General features: G+C 73.9%; 13 protein-coding genes. 7 read left to right on the top strand and 6 right to left on the bottom strand.

From position 1 onward, the window contains the following. The first annotated feature begins 191 nt into the window (after positions 1 to 191). From A4R25_RS03340 to A4R25_RS03315, 6 genes are read left to right on the top strand one after another with little or no spacing between them, the layout of a single operon-like run. Positions 192 to 569: a cupin domain-containing protein gene (locus tag A4R25_RS03340; RefSeq protein WP_064445565.1), complete on the top strand. Its 378-nt coding sequence runs from the start codon at positions 192 to 194 to the stop codon at positions 567 to 569. Further along, positions 562 to 1926: a class I tRNA ligase family protein gene (locus tag A4R25_RS03335; protein WP_064445564.1), complete on the top strand. Its 1365-nt coding sequence runs from the start codon at positions 562 to 564 to the stop codon at positions 1924 to 1926. The genes A4R25_RS03340 and A4R25_RS03335 overlap by 8 nt, the downstream gene beginning before the upstream one ends. Beyond that, complete coding sequence (locus A4R25_RS03330) at positions 1919 to 2956, top strand: FAD-binding oxidoreductase (RefSeq protein WP_064446456.1); 1038 nt, start codon at positions 1919 to 1921, stop codon at positions 2954 to 2956. The genes A4R25_RS03335 and A4R25_RS03330 overlap by 8 nt, the downstream gene beginning before the upstream one ends. Before the next feature lie 16 nt (positions 2957 to 2972). After that, the gene (locus A4R25_RS03325; protein WP_064445563.1) at positions 2973 to 4232 is read left to right on the top strand and encodes a lysine N(6)-hydroxylase/L-ornithine N(5)-oxygenase family protein; all 1260 of its coding nucleotides are present in this window, start codon (positions 2973 to 2975) and stop codon (positions 4230 to 4232) included. Between the two features lie 5 nt (positions 4233 to 4237). Next, the gene (locus tag A4R25_RS03320) at positions 4238 to 4618 is read left to right on the top strand and encodes a hypothetical protein (RefSeq protein WP_231915419.1); all 381 of its coding nucleotides are present in this window, start codon (positions 4238 to 4240) and stop codon (positions 4616 to 4618) included. Then, positions 4611 to 5309, top strand: coding sequence for a LysE family translocator (locus A4R25_RS03315; protein ID WP_064445561.1), 699 nt, complete (start codon positions 4611 to 4613; stop codon positions 5307 to 5309). The genes A4R25_RS03320 and A4R25_RS03315 overlap by 8 nt, the downstream gene beginning before the upstream one ends. A gap of 41 nt (positions 5310 to 5350) precedes the next feature. On the opposite strand, the gene A4R25_RS03310 is transcribed toward A4R25_RS03315, so the two are convergent. From A4R25_RS03310 to A4R25_RS03300, 3 genes are read right to left on the bottom strand one after another with little or no spacing between them, the layout of a single operon-like run. Further along, a complete protein-coding gene (locus A4R25_RS03310; protein WP_064445560.1) occupies positions 5351 to 6874 on the bottom strand; it encodes a hypothetical protein in 1524 nt (507 codons plus the stop codon). 34 nt (positions 6875 to 6908) lie between these two features. Next, entirely contained in the window at positions 6909 to 8693 is a 1785-nt protein-coding gene (locus tag A4R25_RS03305; RefSeq protein ID WP_064445559.1) for an ABC transporter ATP-binding protein, read from the bottom strand. Further along, positions 8690 to 10411, bottom strand: a complete 1722-nt coding sequence (locus tag A4R25_RS03300; RefSeq protein ID WP_064445558.1) for an ABC transporter ATP-binding protein — start codon at positions 10409 to 10411, stop codon at positions 8690 to 8692. Before A4R25_RS03300 ends, A4R25_RS03305 begins: the two co-directional genes overlap by 4 nt. A 176-nt stretch (positions 10412 to 10587) precedes the next feature. On the opposite strand from A4R25_RS03300, the gene A4R25_RS03295 reads away from it, so the two are divergent. Continuing rightward, on the top strand, positions 10588 to 12579 hold the full coding sequence (locus A4R25_RS03295; protein ID WP_064445557.1) for an acyl-CoA dehydrogenase: 1992 nt from the start codon (positions 10588 to 10590) through the stop codon (positions 12577 to 12579). On the opposite strand, the gene A4R25_RS03290 is transcribed toward A4R25_RS03295, so the two are convergent. The 3 genes from A4R25_RS03290 to A4R25_RS03280 all read right to left on the bottom strand — a co-directional run bounded on the left by A4R25_RS03290 (position 12576) and on the right by A4R25_RS03280 (position 15562). After that, entirely contained in the window at positions 12576 to 13637 is a 1062-nt protein-coding gene (locus A4R25_RS03290; protein ID WP_064445556.1) for a DUF1700 domain-containing protein, read from the bottom strand. The genes A4R25_RS03295 and A4R25_RS03290 overlap by 4 nt on opposite strands. Further along, on the bottom strand, positions 13634 to 13972 hold the full coding sequence (locus A4R25_RS03285; protein ID WP_043323114.1) for a PadR family transcriptional regulator: 339 nt from the start codon (positions 13970 to 13972) through the stop codon (positions 13634 to 13636). Before A4R25_RS03285 ends, A4R25_RS03290 begins: the two co-directional genes overlap by 4 nt. Before the next feature lie 108 nt (positions 13973 to 14080). Next, positions 14081 to 15562, bottom strand: coding sequence for a vanadium-dependent haloperoxidase (locus tag A4R25_RS03280; RefSeq protein ID WP_197494850.1), 1482 nt, complete (start codon positions 15560 to 15562; stop codon positions 14081 to 14083). Positions 15563 to 15720: the final 158 nt, after the last annotated feature.

The raw sequence follows: 15720 nt of genomic DNA, 5'->3' as shown, positions 1-15720 counted from the left end.
CTGCCGGTGTAGCTCCTGTTGGCCAGCCGAGGTTAGGTCCACAGTGGGTCCGACGCTATCGACCGAAGTCGAATTGCCACTCCGGCAGGCGGTTGGCTCTGCGTCGCAGAAGCACCACTTCCGGTCACTCTCCGCAAACCCAGATCCGTCCGGCGCGCCCGACGGGCATCGCGCCGACCAGGAGGACGAACATGCGAAGGTACGTCAGCGACACCGCCGAGCTCACCGACGAGTACGGCATCCAGATCGGCCGCTGGACCCAGTACCGCGATCTCGGCCCGTTGCCGTTCGACGCCATGTGGTGCGTGATCCCGCCCGGCGGCAGCAGCACCGAGGACGTCCACCCCGAGGTGGAGTTCGCCGTGGTGACCCGCGGGACCGCCATCTACGAGGCGGGCGGCGAGAAGGTCGAGGTGCCGACCGGCGGGGTGATCCTGCTCGAACCCGAGCAGCGCCACGTCATCCACAACCCCTCCCCCGAACAGCCGCTGACCATCCTGAGCGTCTACTGGATGCCGCGCCCCGAGACCGGCCGGACGGACGCGGGCGACGGGACCGGCCGTGGCTGACGATCCGGCCGGGCGGGGCGCGGTGCTCCTGGTCACCCCGCCGCCCACCCCGAACGGTCCGCTGCACCTCGGGCACCTCAGCGGCCCGTACGTCGCCGGGGACGTGGCGGCCCGCGCGCTGCGCGCCGCCGGCCGGCGGGTGGTGACCCAGTGCGGGCTGGACGCCCACCAGAACTACGTGCTCGCCCGGGCGGAGGCGAACGGCGAGACGCCGGCCGACACGGTCGCCCGCTACGGGTCGCTGATCCACGCCGCGTTGCGCGCCGCGCGGATCCGGTACGACGTGATGGCCGACCCACTGGCCGACGAGGCGTACCGCCGGGCGATGGCCGGCCTGCTCACCGAACTGGTCGAGGCGAAGGTGGTCGAGGTCGCGCCGGTGTCGCTGCGCGCCTGCACGGCCTGCCGGCGGACCCTGCACCACGTGCGGGTCGCCGGGCGCTGCCCGGCCTGCGGGGCAGGCGCGAACGGCGGCACCTGCGAGGGGTGCGGCGGTTTCTGCAGCGCCGCGAACCTGGTCGACGCGCGGTCCACCTGTTGCGACGCGCCACCGGAGCCGGTCACCCACACGGTGCCGGTGCTGCGGCTGGACGAGCACCGGGAACGGCTCGCCGGGTTCTGGTCCGGGGCGGTGCTACCGCCCCGGCTGCGCCGGCTCGTCGCGTCGTACCTGGACGGTGGGCTGCCGGAGGTGCCGCTGGCGTACCCGACGGACTGGGGCATCGAGTGGGACGACGGCCTGCGCATCGACGTCTGGGCCGAGATGGCCCTGGCGAACCTGCTGCTGCCCGCCCGCCACCTGCGGCCGGACGCGGACACCCTGGCCGGGTACCTCGACGCGTGGCAGGACGTGGACGAGCAGTGGATCTTCCTCGGGGTGGACAACGCCTTCTACTACGCGCTGCTCATCCCCGCCCTGCACCTGGCCGCCGGGCTGCCCGACCGGCCGACCGGCCTGGTGGTGAACGAGTTCTACCGGCTCACCGGCGCGAAGTTCTCCACCAGCCGGGGGCACGCGATCTGGGCGCACGAGTTCCTCGCCGACGAGGACCCCGCAGTGGTGCGGGCGTTCCTGAGCTGGGACCGGCCGGACCGCTACGAATCGGACTTCCGGCCCGAGGCGTACGAGGCGTTCAAGGCGCGCTACGCCGCCACACGCGCCGGGGCCGTACCCGGTCTGGACGGTGTGCTCGCCGACGTCGAGCTGACCCGGGGTGAGCAGGCGCTGCGCCCGGCGCACTTCGACAGCGCCACCGTCGTCCGGGCGGCGCTGGCCGCGTACCCCGGTGACCCGGACCGGGCGGCCCGCCTGCTCGACGTCGTCGGCGGCGCGGAACCGGCGGCCTCCGGTGGGTGAGCCCCGCGTGCTCGTCGTCGGCGCGGGCCTCGCCGGTGTCCTGCTCGCCCGGCGGCTGCGGGACGCGGGCGCCGAGGCGGTGCTGGTCGGCCCGCACGGCGGCGACCCGGCCGGCGGGCACGCCGACGCCACTGCCGCCTCCGGTGGCCTGGTACGCGCCTTCGAGCCCGATCCGGCCGCCCGGGCCCTGGCCACCGCGAGCCTCGCCGAACTGCGGGACGACCCGGCGCTCGCCGCGGCCGCCGGGTGGCGGGCCACCGGCTCGCTCTACCTGCTCGACGCCGTCGACGCCGGTGCGGCGGCCGGCGTGGCCGGGGCCGAGGTGCTGACCCGCGACGAGGTCTCCCGGCGGTTCGGCTTCGACCGGCTCCCGGACGGCACGGTGGGGGTCTGGGAACGCCGGGCCGGCCACCTCGACCCGGACCGGTTGCGCCGCAGCGTCCTGCGGGGCCTGGACCGGACCGAGACCACGCCGGTGGCCCGCCTCGGCGACGGCGCGGTCGACCTGCGCGACGGCCGCCGGCTCACCGGCGACCTCGTCGTGGTGGCGGCCGGAGCCTGGACGCCGGGCCTGCTGCGCGCCGCCGGGCTGCCGAGCACGCTGCGCACCAAGCACATCCAGTACGCCCACCACCGCACCGGCCGGGCCGACCTGCCGTGTTTCGTCGACGAGACGAGCGGCCTGTACGGGCGGCCCGCCGGTCCGGGGCGTGTCCTTCTCGGGCTGCCCAGCGACCGCTGGGACGTCGACCCGCCCGCGCCCGCGCCGGACTCCGGCCTGGCGGCTCGGGTGCGGGCGGTCGCCGCGCGGCGGCTGCCCGGCCTGGACCCGCGCCCGGACGGCCCGCCGGTCAGCGCCGCCGACTGCTACAGCGACCCGCCCGGCCTGGCCCTGCGCGCAGTGGCCGGCGGCGTGCACACCTTCACCGGCGGCAGCGGCGGCGCCGCCAAGACCGTCCTGGCCGCCAGCCGACTCGCCGCCACCGCCCTGCTGAACTCCCGATCCGCGATCCGTGTCCCGCACGGCTAGACACAGAGGCAGACTGATGACGCAGACCTATCACACAGTGGGAATTGGCGCGGGGCCGGCGAACCTGAGCCTCGCCGCGATGTACGACGCGCTCGCGCCGCACGACATCGCGCTGTTCGAGGCGCGGGACCAGCCGGGCTGGCACGACGGGATGCTGCACAGCGGCGTGCGCATGCAGACCGGCTGGGTCAAGGACCTGGTCTCGCTCTACGACCCGACGCACCCGCTGTCGTTCCTCAACTACCTGGTCACCACCGGCCGGGTCTACGCCCTGCTGGGCGCCGGTTTCGACACCATCCCCCGGATCGAGTACCAGCAGTACCTGGTGTGGGCGGCGGAGCAGTTGCCGCGCATCACCTACGGTGCCCGCGTCGACCGGGTCGAGTTCGACGGCGCGATAGTCACCCGCAGCGGCGGCGTCGAGGTCGCCCGCTCCCAGCACCTGGTGCTCGGCAGCGGGACCGTCCCCTTCGTACCGGACTTCCTGGACGCCCTCGACCCCCGGCACCTGTTCGTCGCCGACGAGCTGAACCGGCGCCTGGCCGGCGTGCCCGACGAGCCGGACGTGCCGTGGGTCGTGATCGGCAGCGGCCAGACCAGCGCGGAGTGCGTCGCAGCGCTGCTCGCCCGCGGCTGCCGCGACATCAAGTGGATCGGCCGGCGGTCCTGGTTCGCGCCGCTGGAGGACTCCCCCTCGGCGAACGACCTGTACCGGCCCGCCTACCAGGAGGCGTTCCTCAACCTGTCCCGGGACGTGCGGGAACGGCTCGTCTCCGGGCAGATCCTCACCAGCGACGGCATCTCCCCCGGCACGCTGCGCGGCGTCTACCAGCACAACTACGAGGAGCGGCTGCGGACCGGGCGGTTCCCGGTCACGATCATGCCGAGCCGTACCGTGACCGGCGCCCGGCAGCTCGACGGGGAGGTGGAGCTGGAGTGCCTCACCGCCGGCAGCGGTGAGGAACGGCACCGGGCGGTGAACGTGATCGTCGCGGCGGGCCGGCGGCTCGCCCCGCTCCCCTTCGATCCGGAGCTGTCCGCGCTGATCGACGTGGACGAGCGCGGCGAACCGGTGATCGAGTCGGACTACTCGATCCGGTGGAAGCACGCCGACGACCACAAGATCTTCGTGCTGAACCGGGGGCGGTACGTGCAGGGGCTCGTCGACTCCAACCTGAGCATCCTGCCGATCCGCAGCGCGATGATCCTGAACTCGATCGCCGGCCGCACGGTCTGCCGGTTCCGTGACGACTACGTGAGCACCCGGTGGGCGTGAGCGCGATGACGACATTCGACTACGACGGCCGCGTCTTCGTCTCCGTCGACCACGCCGGTGACGGCGCCGAGCCGCTGCGGGGGCACTACCACCAGCGCGGCGACCTGGTCTGGGCGGAGATCACCGGCGGCCCGGTCCGGCACGGCCGGCTCGCGGGAACCTGCGACGCCCAGGGCGTGGTTCGCTTCGCCTACCTGGAGGTGCTCACCGACGGCACCATAGTGGTCGGCGAGTGCGAGTCCCGGCCCGAGCGGCTGCCGGACGGCCGGACCCGGCTGCGGGAACAGTGGCGCCGGCACGGGCCACGCCAGGACAGCGGTGTCTCCGTCATCGAGGAGGCGGCGCCGGCGCTCGCCGCAGGACAGGAGAGCCGGCGTCGTGTCTGACATCCAGATCATCAGTTTCGTCGCCGCCAGCCTGCTCATCATCATCGTGCCGGGCGTCGACTTCGCGCTCGTCACCCGGCAGACCGTCAGGTACGGCCGGCGGGCCGGGTTCGTGGTGCTGGCCGGGCTGTTCGTCGCCGCGCTGGTGCACGCGTCGTTCGCCACCGCCGGCCTGTCCGCGCTGCTGGTCTCCTCGCCGACGCTCTACACGGTGCTGCGCGTCGCCGGCGCGCTGTACCTGCTCTACCTGGGCGGCACGATCCTCTGGGCCACCCGGCCGCGCCGGACGGCCCCGGCGGCGCAGCCGGTCCCGGTCGGCGCGGGCGGCGCCGGGCCGGACCCGGACACCGGCCCCGCGTCGGTGCCGGAGGCCCCGGCCGCCGACGAGCCGCACGTGGCCCGCCGCTCGTTCGTCATGGGCGTCACCAGCCAGCTGTTGAACGTCAAGGTGGTCGTCTTCTACGTCTCGTTCGTGCCGCAGTTCGTCACGCCCGGCGACGGGGCGGCGGCCCGCACGGCGGTGCTGGCCGCCACGTTCATCGGTCTCGCCGTGCTCTGGTGGGCCTGCTACATCATGCTCATCGACAGGTTGCAGCCCTGGCTGACCCGGCCGTCAGTGCTGCTGGTGATCGAACGGCTGACCGGGCTCATCCTGATCGTCCTGGCGATCCGGATCGCGCTGAGCCGGTGAGCGGCGACGGCGCCCGCCGACAGCGGCGGGCGCCGTCGGTCTCACTGGTTGCGGGGGCGGTGGGCGACGGTGAGGACGTGGGTGGTCGGCCAGTCCAGCGGCCGGCCGTCGAGGTCGGTGAGGGACGCGACCGGTGCGATCCGGTTGTCGATCACCCACTCGTTGCGCACCGGCGCCGACGCCGGGCCGATCTCGAACCCCGCCTCGGTGAGCAGCGCCGTCCAGTCGGCGAAACTCAGGCCGCAGAACTGCTCCTGCGTCTCCGACAGCCAGTTGTCCGTATAGTCCTTGCGGGTCAGGTAGTCCATCGCCGCGCCCAGCGACAGGCGTACCGCGCCGTCCGGAAGCGGCTCGTGGTCGAAGTCGAACGCGAAGTCGACGGCGAACTGGTCCAGCCGCGCCCGCGTCGACAGCCCGCCGACGTAGCGCCGGACCTCCGCCGAGGTCAGCTCGGCGAGATCGCGGCGGGGCGCGGCCGGGTTGTCGCCGTCGTCGGCCGACAGCCGCAGCAGCACCTGCCGCCCGGGGTCGTCCGGACCGCACACGTCGCTGTTGATCCAGACGCCGCCGGGCACCGTGTGGTCGTGGATGCGGCGGGCGAACTGCAGCAGCGACTCCCGCTGCCGCCCGTACGACCAGATCTCGTGGGTCAGCGCGAACGTGAGCGTGGTGTCGACCGAGCGGTCCTTGAACACCGCGCCGCCGAGGACGTTGCGGTGGAAGAAGTAGACGTTGGCGTTGCGGAACACGCCCTGCGCCTTCTTGTGCAGGCACTCCTGGTAGAGGTGGCGGGCGACCTCCACGCCGATCAGGTCGCTCTCGCGCAGCGCGGCCTCCCGGTCGGCCAGCTCCAGGACCGCGCCCGCGCCGCAGCCGATGTCCACGATGCGGCCGGGCTGCACGTACCCGCGCACCGAGTCCCACTTGCGCTGCGCGGCAGTGGCGAACGCCTCCACGTAGGTGCGGTAGTCGCGGGTCACCGTGAGGCCGCCCTCGTCGCCGACGAGCGGGTCGTTCACCACCGATCGGATCGACTCGACCAGGCGGTAGCGCTCGAACACGTCGATGCTGGCCGGGTGGGTGAGCGCGCGCCAGGTCTCGTCCCCGGCGGCCAGGCGCAGCAGCACGTCCCACGGCCGTTCGGGCGGCTCGGGCAGGTCCGGGTCCGCCTCGACCGGCGCGATCCGGAAGCCGAGCCGCTCGTACAGTTTCGCGACCTCCGGCGTGGAGCAGGCCAGCAACGTGTCGGCGGGGGTGAGTTCGAGCCCGGTGGCCACCGCGATGGATTTCAGCGTCACCTCGGCGAACGCGTCGGTGTACGCGGTGTCGAAGATCGGCACCACCACCGAGCGCAGCCCGCTCAGCACGCTGAACCGCTCGATCGCGGCTTCCCGCCGGTGGTACGGCACCGGGTTGCGTCTGGTGTTCTCGTGGTTGGCCGACGTCACCGCCCAGACCACTGTGGCCTCGTCCCCGGCCAGCCGGCACAGGTAGTCGGCCTGGAACCGGGTCAGCAGGTGGTGCCGCCCCGGGAAGAGCACGAAGCGGGCCGGCGCGTCGGTCATGTTCCCCTCACCTGGGTCGATGGGCGGTGCGCGGTCATACCGGGACGCTCCAGGAGCGCCACAGACGCCCGTACCGGCCGTCGGCGGCGAGCAGTTCCGAGTGCGTGCCCTGCTCCACGATCCGCCCGTGGTCGAGCAGGACGATCCGGTCGGCGGCGACCGCCTGGCTGAGCCGGTGCGCCACGATCAGCGTGGTCCGTCCCTCGGTGGCGGCCAGCGCCGCCCGGTCCAGGTCACGCGCTCCGGCGCTGCCGGCCTCGGCGGTGGCCTCGTCCAGCACGGCGACGGCGGGCGCGGCCAGCACCAGCCGGGCCAGGGCGACCTGCTGGGCCTGCGCGGCGGTGAGCCGGTGGCCGCCCTCGCCGACCGCCGTGGCCAGCCCGTCCGGCAGCGCGCGCAGCCAGGTGGTGGCGCCGACCCGGTCCAGCGCGTCGAGCAGTTCCGCGTCGGTGGCGTCCGGGGCGGCCAGGCGCAGGTCCTCGGCGAGCGGCCCGGCGAAGACGTGCACCTCCTGGCTGACCAGCGCGACGTCGCGCCGCACGGCGTGCTCGCCCCGCTCGGTCAGCGGCACGCCGCCCAGGCGTACCGACCCGTCGGTGGGCGCGATGATCCCGGCGGCGATGCCGGCGAGCGTGCTCTTGCCCGCGCCGCTGGCGCCCACGAGCGCGACCCGCTCACCCGGGGCCAGGCGCAGCTCGACGTCGGCCAGGACCAGGGGGCCGTCGTCGTCGTAGCGGTGCCGGCGGACCGTGACGTCCAGCGCCGCCGGGCCGCGCCGCCCGGCCGCCGACGGCGCGGACGGGGCGGTGTCGGGCAGCGTGGCCACGCCGACCAGCCGGGCGAGGCTCGCGCCGGCCTGCAGCACCGAGTCGGACTCCATCAGCAGCAGGCCGATCGGGTTGAACAGCCGGTGGAAGTAGAGCGCGGCGGTGGTCGCCGCGCCCACCGTGACCAGGTCGGCGCGGACCAGGAAGAACCCGGCGACGAGCACCGCGGCCAGGCCGAGGAACTCCGACCTGTTGATCCGCAGCCCGAAGCGGGTGTGCAGGTTGAAGATCTCCAGCGACAGGTCGCGCGCCACGCCGGAACGCTCGGCGATCGCCGCGACGTGCGCGTCCTCGGTCCGGTACGCGCGCACTGTCGCCGCGCCGCGCAGCGCGCCGGCCATGGCCTGTGTCCGCTCGCCGGTGGCGACGCGCTCGCGGGCGTAGTACGGCGCGGACCGGCGCAGGTACCAGCGCAGCGCCAGCGCGTACGCGGGCGCTGCCACCAGCCCGGCGAGGCCGAGCCGCCAGTCGAGCGCGACCAGCCCGAACACGGTCAGCACCACGGACAGCAGCGCGCCGACGAACGCCGGACCGCTGACCGCGATCACGTTCGTCACCACCGCCACGTCGTCGCCGACCCGGGCCAGCAGGTCACCGGTGCCGGCCCGTTCCAGCGTCGCCGAGGGCAGGTGCAGCGCCCGGTCGAGCACCCGCTCGCGCAGCCGGGCCAGCACGGTCTCGCCCAGGCGGGACGCGAGCGCGGCCCCGGCGGCGGTGAGCAGCCCGGTGAGCACTGCCGCGCCGGCGATCACCGCGACCCGGCCGGCGATCCGGGAGACCGGGGCATCGGCGATGACGTCGTCGACGAGGCGGCCGAGCACCCAGGGCGCGACCAGCCCGCCGGTGGCGGCGGCGACGAGCACGGCGGTCGCGGCGGCGCTGAGGCCGGGCCGCCGCCGGAACTCCGCGCCGAGCGTCGTCCAGGTCCGCCGGGCGGTCGCGGTGGGCAGCAACGCCCGGCCGGGTTCGGCGGTACGCGGGTCAGCGGTCACCGCAGTGTCTCCTCGCGGTAGCGGGCGTCGGTGGCCAGCAGGTGCTCGTGCGTCCCTTCGGCGGTCACCCGGCCGTCGGCGATCACCACCACCCGGTCGGTGATCCGCAGCAGGGCGGGGCTGCTGGTGACCAGCAGCGTGCCCCGGGGCGCGTCGCGGCGCGCGCCGGCGAGTCCGTCGGCGAGTTGGGCCTCGGTGGCGGCGTCCACTGCGGTCGTGGGGTCGTGCAGCACGAGCACCGGCGGGTCGGCGTGCAACGCCCGCGCCAGCCCGAGCCGCTGGCGCTGGCCGCCGGAGAGGTTGGCGCCGCGCTCGACGAGCCGGTGGCCGAGGCCGCCGGGGTGCGCGTCCACCACGTCGTCCGCCGCGGCCGCCCGGACCGCGGCGCGCAGGCGTCCCTCGTCGGTGCTGCGGCCGGCGGCGAGGTTGGCGGCCACGGTTCCCTCGAACAGCGTCACGTCGTGCGGCTCGACCAGCACGGCGCCGCGCATCGCGTCGATGTCCAGGTCGTCGGCGGGTACGCCGTCGACGCGTACCGCGCCCCGGCGCCGGTCCGCGGGCACCCGTCCGGACAGCAATGCGACCAGCGCGTCCGCGTCGGCCGGGTCGTACGCCAGCACGCCGACGATCTCCCCCGGGTCGACCCGCAGGCACACCCCGTCCAGCGCGGCGTGCCCGACGTGGTCGAGGACGAGCCGCGGCCCGTCCGTACGGTCCGGCCGGGACGCGGCGCCCGGCCGGGTCAGCGGCTCGGCGCCGAGCACGCGCGCGACCCGGGCCGCGGAGGCGCGGGCCATCGCGAACAACTGCACGCAGTAGCCCAGCGTCTGCACCGGCTCGGCGACGAACTGCGCGAGCCCGACCACTGTCACCAGTTCACCGATGGTGAGCCGGCCACGCAGGGCGAGCCAGCCGGCGGCACCGGCGACAGCGGCGAGGAATAGGCCGTTCGCGGCGGTGGTGAGCCCGAGGTGCAGGCCCTTGGTGTTGGCGGCGCGCAGCGTCACGGCGAGGGCGCGCCGGCTGGCGGCGGCGTACCGGCCGGCGGCGTGGTGCTGGGCGCCGATGCCGCGCAGCACGCGCAGGCCGGAGACGAGGTCGACGGCGAGCGCCGTGGTCTCGGCGAGGGCCTCCTGCTGGGAGGCGCTGCGCCGGGACAGCAGCGGTGCCATCCGTTGCAGCGCCAGGACCAGCACCGGTACGCCGATGAGCACGCCGAGTCCGAGCGGGACGTCGATGACCAGCAGCGCGACGGCCGCGACGGTCAGCGCGCTCACCGCGGCGACGCCGAAGCCGGCCACCCGGACCACGTACGCGGAGAGTTCGGCGTCGGAGGCGGCGACCGAGAGCAGTTCGCCGTCGCGTAGGCCGGAGCGGTGCCCGCGCGGGTCGAGCGCGCGCTCGGCCAGTTCCACCCGTAGCAGGTGCGCCTCCCGCTCCACGGCCGCGAACGCCTGGCGGGCGCCGTTGCGGTAGGCGAACGCCAGCACGGTGAACAGGGCGGCGAGGCCGGCGACGGAGTACGCGAGCGCCCACGGGTCGCCGGTCACCACGGCCCGGTCGATGATGACGCCGATCGCCACCGGCACGAGCGCCTCGGTGACCTGGTGCAGCCCGAGCAAGGTCACGCCGATCAGCACTGGGCGGCGCTGGCGGCGCAGCGCCTGGCGGAGCACGTGCCGGGCGGTGACGGCGCTGCCGGGGGGAAGCGGGGACACGAGGGGATGCCTCCAGTGCTTGAAGTGAGGACAGCCTAACCTCAGCTTCGCGGGCAGCCGAACCGCCGGGGGGTGGCCGGGCTCACCACGCGCTCCGCCAGCGGCGCGCGATCACCGCCGGTAATGTTGATCAGGCCGAGAGTGTACGCAAATGTCCACTGCACCGAGGAGTGACAATGTTCGATCACGCAGCCGGCCGCATCGACATCGCACGCCTGCGGGAAACGCTTGACGGCCGGTGGGCCGACGTCCGCCGGGCGCACCGCGAACACCTCGACGAACGCTTCCTCCCGGTGTACGGCGAGACCGGTGACCAGGCTCGCGAGCGCATCACCCGGCTGCTGTCCGAACTCCCTGTCGAACTGGGCATCGCCTCGGGCTTCCCCGTCGAGTACGGCGGCCGCGGCGACGTGGGCGCCTCGATCGTCGCCACCGAGATGCTGGCCCAGGTGGACCTGTCACTGATGGTGAAGGCCGGCGTCCAGTGGGGCCTGTTCGGCGGCGCGGTCGCCGCGCTCGGCACGAAGCGGCACCACGACGCCTACCTGCCCGACATCGTCGCGGGCCGGCTCTTCGGCTGCTTCGCGATGACCGAGACCGGCCACGGCTCGGACGTGCAGCAACTGCGCACCACCTGCGTGTACGACCCGCAGACCCAGACCTTCGACCTGCACACGCCGCACGAGGCGGCGCGCAAGGACTACATCGGCAACGCGGCCCGGGACGGGCGGATGGCTGTGGTCTTCGCCCAGCTCGTCACCGGCGGGCGCCGGCACGGCGTGCACGCCTGGCTGGTGCCGATCCGCGACGAGCACGGCCGGCCGATGCCCGGCGTGACCATCGGCGACGCCGGACCCAAGGCCGGCCTGCTCGGCGTGGACAACGGGCGGCTCAGCTTCGACCACGTGCGGGTGCCGCGGGACATGCTGCTGGACCGGTACGCGCAGGTCGCCGAGGACGGCACGTACTCCAGCCCGATCGAGAACGACTCCCGGCGCTTCTTCACCATGCTGGGCACCCTGGTCCGGGGCCGGGTGAGCGTGGGCGGCGCGGCGTCGGCGGCCACCAAGGCGGCGCTGGCCATCGCGGTGCGCTACGGCGACATCCGCCGGCAGTTCAGCGACGCCGACGGCGACCGCGAGGTGCTGCTCAACGACTACCTGGCGCACCAGCGCAAGCTGCTGCCCGCGCTGGCCACCACGTACGCGCTGACCTTCGCCCAGGCGGAGCTGGTCGCGGCGCTGGACGAGATCCAGGGCGGCGACGGGCCGGTCGACGAACACCGGCAGCGGGAGCTGGAGTCCCGGGCCGCCGGGCTGAAGGCGGCGCAGACCTGGCACGCCACCCGCACCATCCAGATGTGCCGGGAGGCGTGTGGCGGCGCCGGCTACCTGTCGGAGAACCGCCTGCCCAGCCTCAAGGCCGACACCGATGTCTTCACCACGTTCGAGGGCGACAACACGGTGCTGCTGCAACTGGTCGCCAAGGGGTTGCTGACCGGTTACCGGGACGAGTTCGGCTCGCTCGACGGCTGGGGACGCGCCTCCTTCGTCGCCGAGCAGGTACGCGAGATGGTGCTGGAGCGCACCGCCGCCCGGGCGCTGATCGCACGTCTGGTCAGCGCGGTGCCGGGCCGCGACGACGAGGTCGCGGTCACCGACCGGGGCTGGCAGCTCAAGCTCTTCGAGGACCGCGAGGAGCACCTGCTCGACAGCGCGGTGCGCCGCCTGCGCGGTGGCGCGTCGACCAAGAAGGACCGGCCCTTCGACATCTTCAACGACGTCCAGGACCACGTCCTCGCCGTCGCCGCCGCGCACATCGACCGGGTGACGCTGGAGGCGTTCGTCGCCGGGATCGACGCCACCGCCGACCCGGCGGTCAAGGAGCTGCTGTCCCGGGTCTGCGACCTGTACGCGCTCACCGTGATCGAGGCGAACAAGGGCTGGCTGCTGGAGCACGGCCGGCTCACCCCGGCCCGCTCGAAGACGATCACCAGCGTGGTGAACGGGCTGCTCAAGGAGCTGCGCCCGTACATGCGCACGCTCGTGGACGGGTTCGCCATCCCGGACGCCTGGCTGCACGCCGCGATCCTGCGCGAGGAGCCCGGACGCCAGGAGGCGATGGCCGCGCACGACGCCGCCGCGGATCAGCAGGCCGTGCCGGCCTAGCCGGCCGGCGCCGCGGCCTCCGGGTCCGCCTCCGTGGCCGGCTCAGGTCGCGGCCGGGCCGGTGCGCCGGGCGCCCCGGCGGGGTCGCCGTTGACGGGCGGTGAGGTGGGGTCACCGTCGGCCGCCCGCGCGGTGGCGGGGTCGCCGTCGGCCGGCCGCGCCGCCGCGTACCCGGCGGCACCGAGCGCCAGGTACAGCCCGCCGAACAGCCAGAAGGCGGCGAACAGGAAGCCGCGCTCGGCCATCGCGAGGATCATGACCAGCGCGCCGGCCAGCGCGGTCACCGCGTACCCGGCCCGGAATCCGTAGGCGCACAGCGCACCGGCCGCGACCGGCCCGGCGATCCACAGCGCCGCGCCCACCCAGCCGACACCGACCGAGCCGCCGGCCGACGCGACCGCCACGAGCACGCCGGGCATCGCCACGATCCCACCGGCCAGGACGTGCCACCACCGTCCCCCGGCGCCTCGCCGCACGGCCCACGGCACGAGCGCCGCCGCCCACGCCACCAGCGCGAGCGGGAGGTAGTACAGGCCCGTCTCGCCGGCCGCGCAGGCGAACATGGTCAGCGCGATCGCGCCGGCGAGCCGCGACCCGGCGCGTACCCGGGCGGGCGCCACGAGCGGCGCGGCCGCGACGAGCGCCGGCAGCAGCGTGAGCAGCGCGATCCCCGGACCGAGCCGGCCGAGGACGCCCGGCTCGCCGGCGTCGGCCTGGATCGGCTCGACCGGCACTGTGGACGGCAGCAGGAAGCTCACGCACACGGCGATCAGCACGCCGACCGCCGACGCGACCAGGGACAGCGTCCGGCCGACCCGCTCCGGGCGGTCCTGGTCCGGTAGCCCCAGTTCCTCCCGCGCCTGCCGGGCCACGTCCGGCGCGGCACCCAGGCCGGCGAGGACCTCGTCGGCGCTCCGCCCGCTGTCGAGGGCGTCGGCGATGTGCGCGCGGACATCCGCGACGATCTCCTCCGCCGTGCCGGACGGGACGTCCGACAACTCCGCGTCCAGCGCCCGCAGGTAGGCCCACGCCGCCTCCGGAAGGCCGTCGTCGCTCATCCTTCCTCCCCCATCAACTCGTCCACGTGCGGCTGGATCTCCCGCCACACCGTCGCGAACACCCGCAGGTGCGCCCGCCCCTGGTCGGTGATCGCGTAGTACCGCCGGGCGTGCCCCTGCTCGGGGGCCACCCACCGGGTCTGCACGGTGCCGGCCTGCCGCATGCGGGCGAGCAGCGGATACAGGCTGCCCTCGCTGGCGGTCAGGCCGCGCACGGCGAGCCAGTCGGCCAGTTCCAGGCCGTACATGTCGCGCCGTGAGAGCAGCGCGAGCACGCAGTACTCCAGCACGCCCTTGCGGATGTTCGTGGTGATCCGCTCACGTGCCCCGTCCATGCCTCGCAAGATACCTTGCTATGCAAGACATGTGGTGAGGGGGTCGGAACGCGCGCTGCCGGCCACGCCCGAGGGCATGGCCGGCAGCGCGGACCGGCACAGCGGGGATCAGCGCCCGTTCAGCTTGCGCTGGACGAAGTCGAAGGCACGGTCACCGAGCTGCGGCGCGTACTGGTCGACGGCCGCGACCGAGGCGGGGAAGTTCTCGCCGGCCCAGACCCGGCTCTGCCCGCACTCGGCGGCCCACTCCGAGTAGCTGTTCCAGGTCAGCATCATGTCGGCGGCCGGGGTCACGCCCGGCTCCACGATCGAGGAGCCCTTGCGCACCGGGATCACCACGGTCAGCTTGTCGGTGCCGGTGAACCGGCGCGCGACCTGGGCGTAGGCGACACAGACCGCCGCGTTTACCGACGGGTACTCCGGAGCGGCGATGGCGACCGAGCTGAGGTAGCTGCGCCATTGGGTGCCGGTGATGTCATTGACGGTGCCCCGGCCCGGGCCGCCCCACGCGGTCAGCTTCTTGTTCGGGTACAGGTGGCGGATCGCGCTGAACGGCTGCACCGAGTCGTACTTGCGCATGTAGTACCAGGAGGCGATCGCCACGTCGAACCCGGCGACGTCCGTCATCACGATGAACCGGACCGAGTCCTCGGTGTTGTACCGGCCCCGCAGCAGCGTGTGCGCGATGGCGCCGTACGGCGTGATGTTGTCGCTGAAGATCTCCGCGCTCATCTTCTTGCGGTCGTCCAGGCCGGCCGAGGCGCGCAGCACCTCGTCGGCCTGCTTGCGGTAGCCCTTCGGGTTCAGCAGGTGGTGGTTCGCCGGCGGGGTGAGCCGGAACTGCTCGGGCCGGTCGAAGGTGATCGGCTTGACCCGGCCGAACTGGGGCGTCGCGAACTCCTGCGTGTTGACGACCTCGCGCTTGGAGATGGTGTTCGGCTGCCAGCGCGACGGGAAGCGCAGCTCGTACGGGCTGTTGACCGGCCGGTAGCCGGTGTGGTCGGCGTACGGCTCGCGGTTGTAGCGGCGCCCGCCCGCGTCGCCGTCCCGGTTCGTGCCGTCGTTGCGGCGCGCCGCCATCGCGTTCTTCGCGGCGAGGATGCCGATGCCGCTGGCGGTGGTGCGGTCCTCCGCGGTGACCGCCGGGTCCAGGCCCGCGGTGGCCATCATCCGCTGCCAGGTCGCCTCGTGCTGCGGGTAGAGCTTGCTGAGCGAGGTGTAGGCCGAGTAGATGACGGCGATGTTCTTGTTGCGCGTCGTGTGCTCCTCGGCGGGACGGCGGCCGATGGTGGAGAAGATGCCGACCGCGGTGGGGTGGTACGCCGCCAGGGCGTCGAACCACGGCAGTTCGATGAGCATGGCCCGGTCCGCGGCCCAGGACCCGGGCCGGCCGCTGTACTCGACCCGCGGCTCGGTGTTGAGGGCCGGGTAGATGACGTCGGTCAGGGCGTTCCCGTGGTCGAGGTCGAAGGTCGCTGCCTGCGGGGCCGCCGACACACCGTTTGTCAGCGACACCACCAGGGCGATCGCCGCGGCGACGGCCGCGGCACCCCCGAGATGCCGTTTCCGCGGCCGCCTCAGAATCTTCACCGGGAATTCTCCTCTCCATTGGACCGCCGCACAAATGTGCTCACCGAAAATGAGGGCAGCGGATCGAAGGAACATTAACGCGCGTTATTCACGCCGGTCCACTACTCGATCGGGTAGTGGCGACGGCAACGGAATTCGACGCGCCGTCGACAACCGCC

This window comes from Micromonospora sp. NBRC 110037 (assembly GCF_001652995.1).
Classification (GTDB): domain Bacteria; phylum Actinomycetota; class Actinomycetes; order Mycobacteriales; family Micromonosporaceae; genus Micromonospora; species Micromonospora chalcea.
The sequence above is the reverse complement of the archived record's forward strand: the minus strand, read 5'-3'. Positions and strand labels throughout refer to the sequence as shown.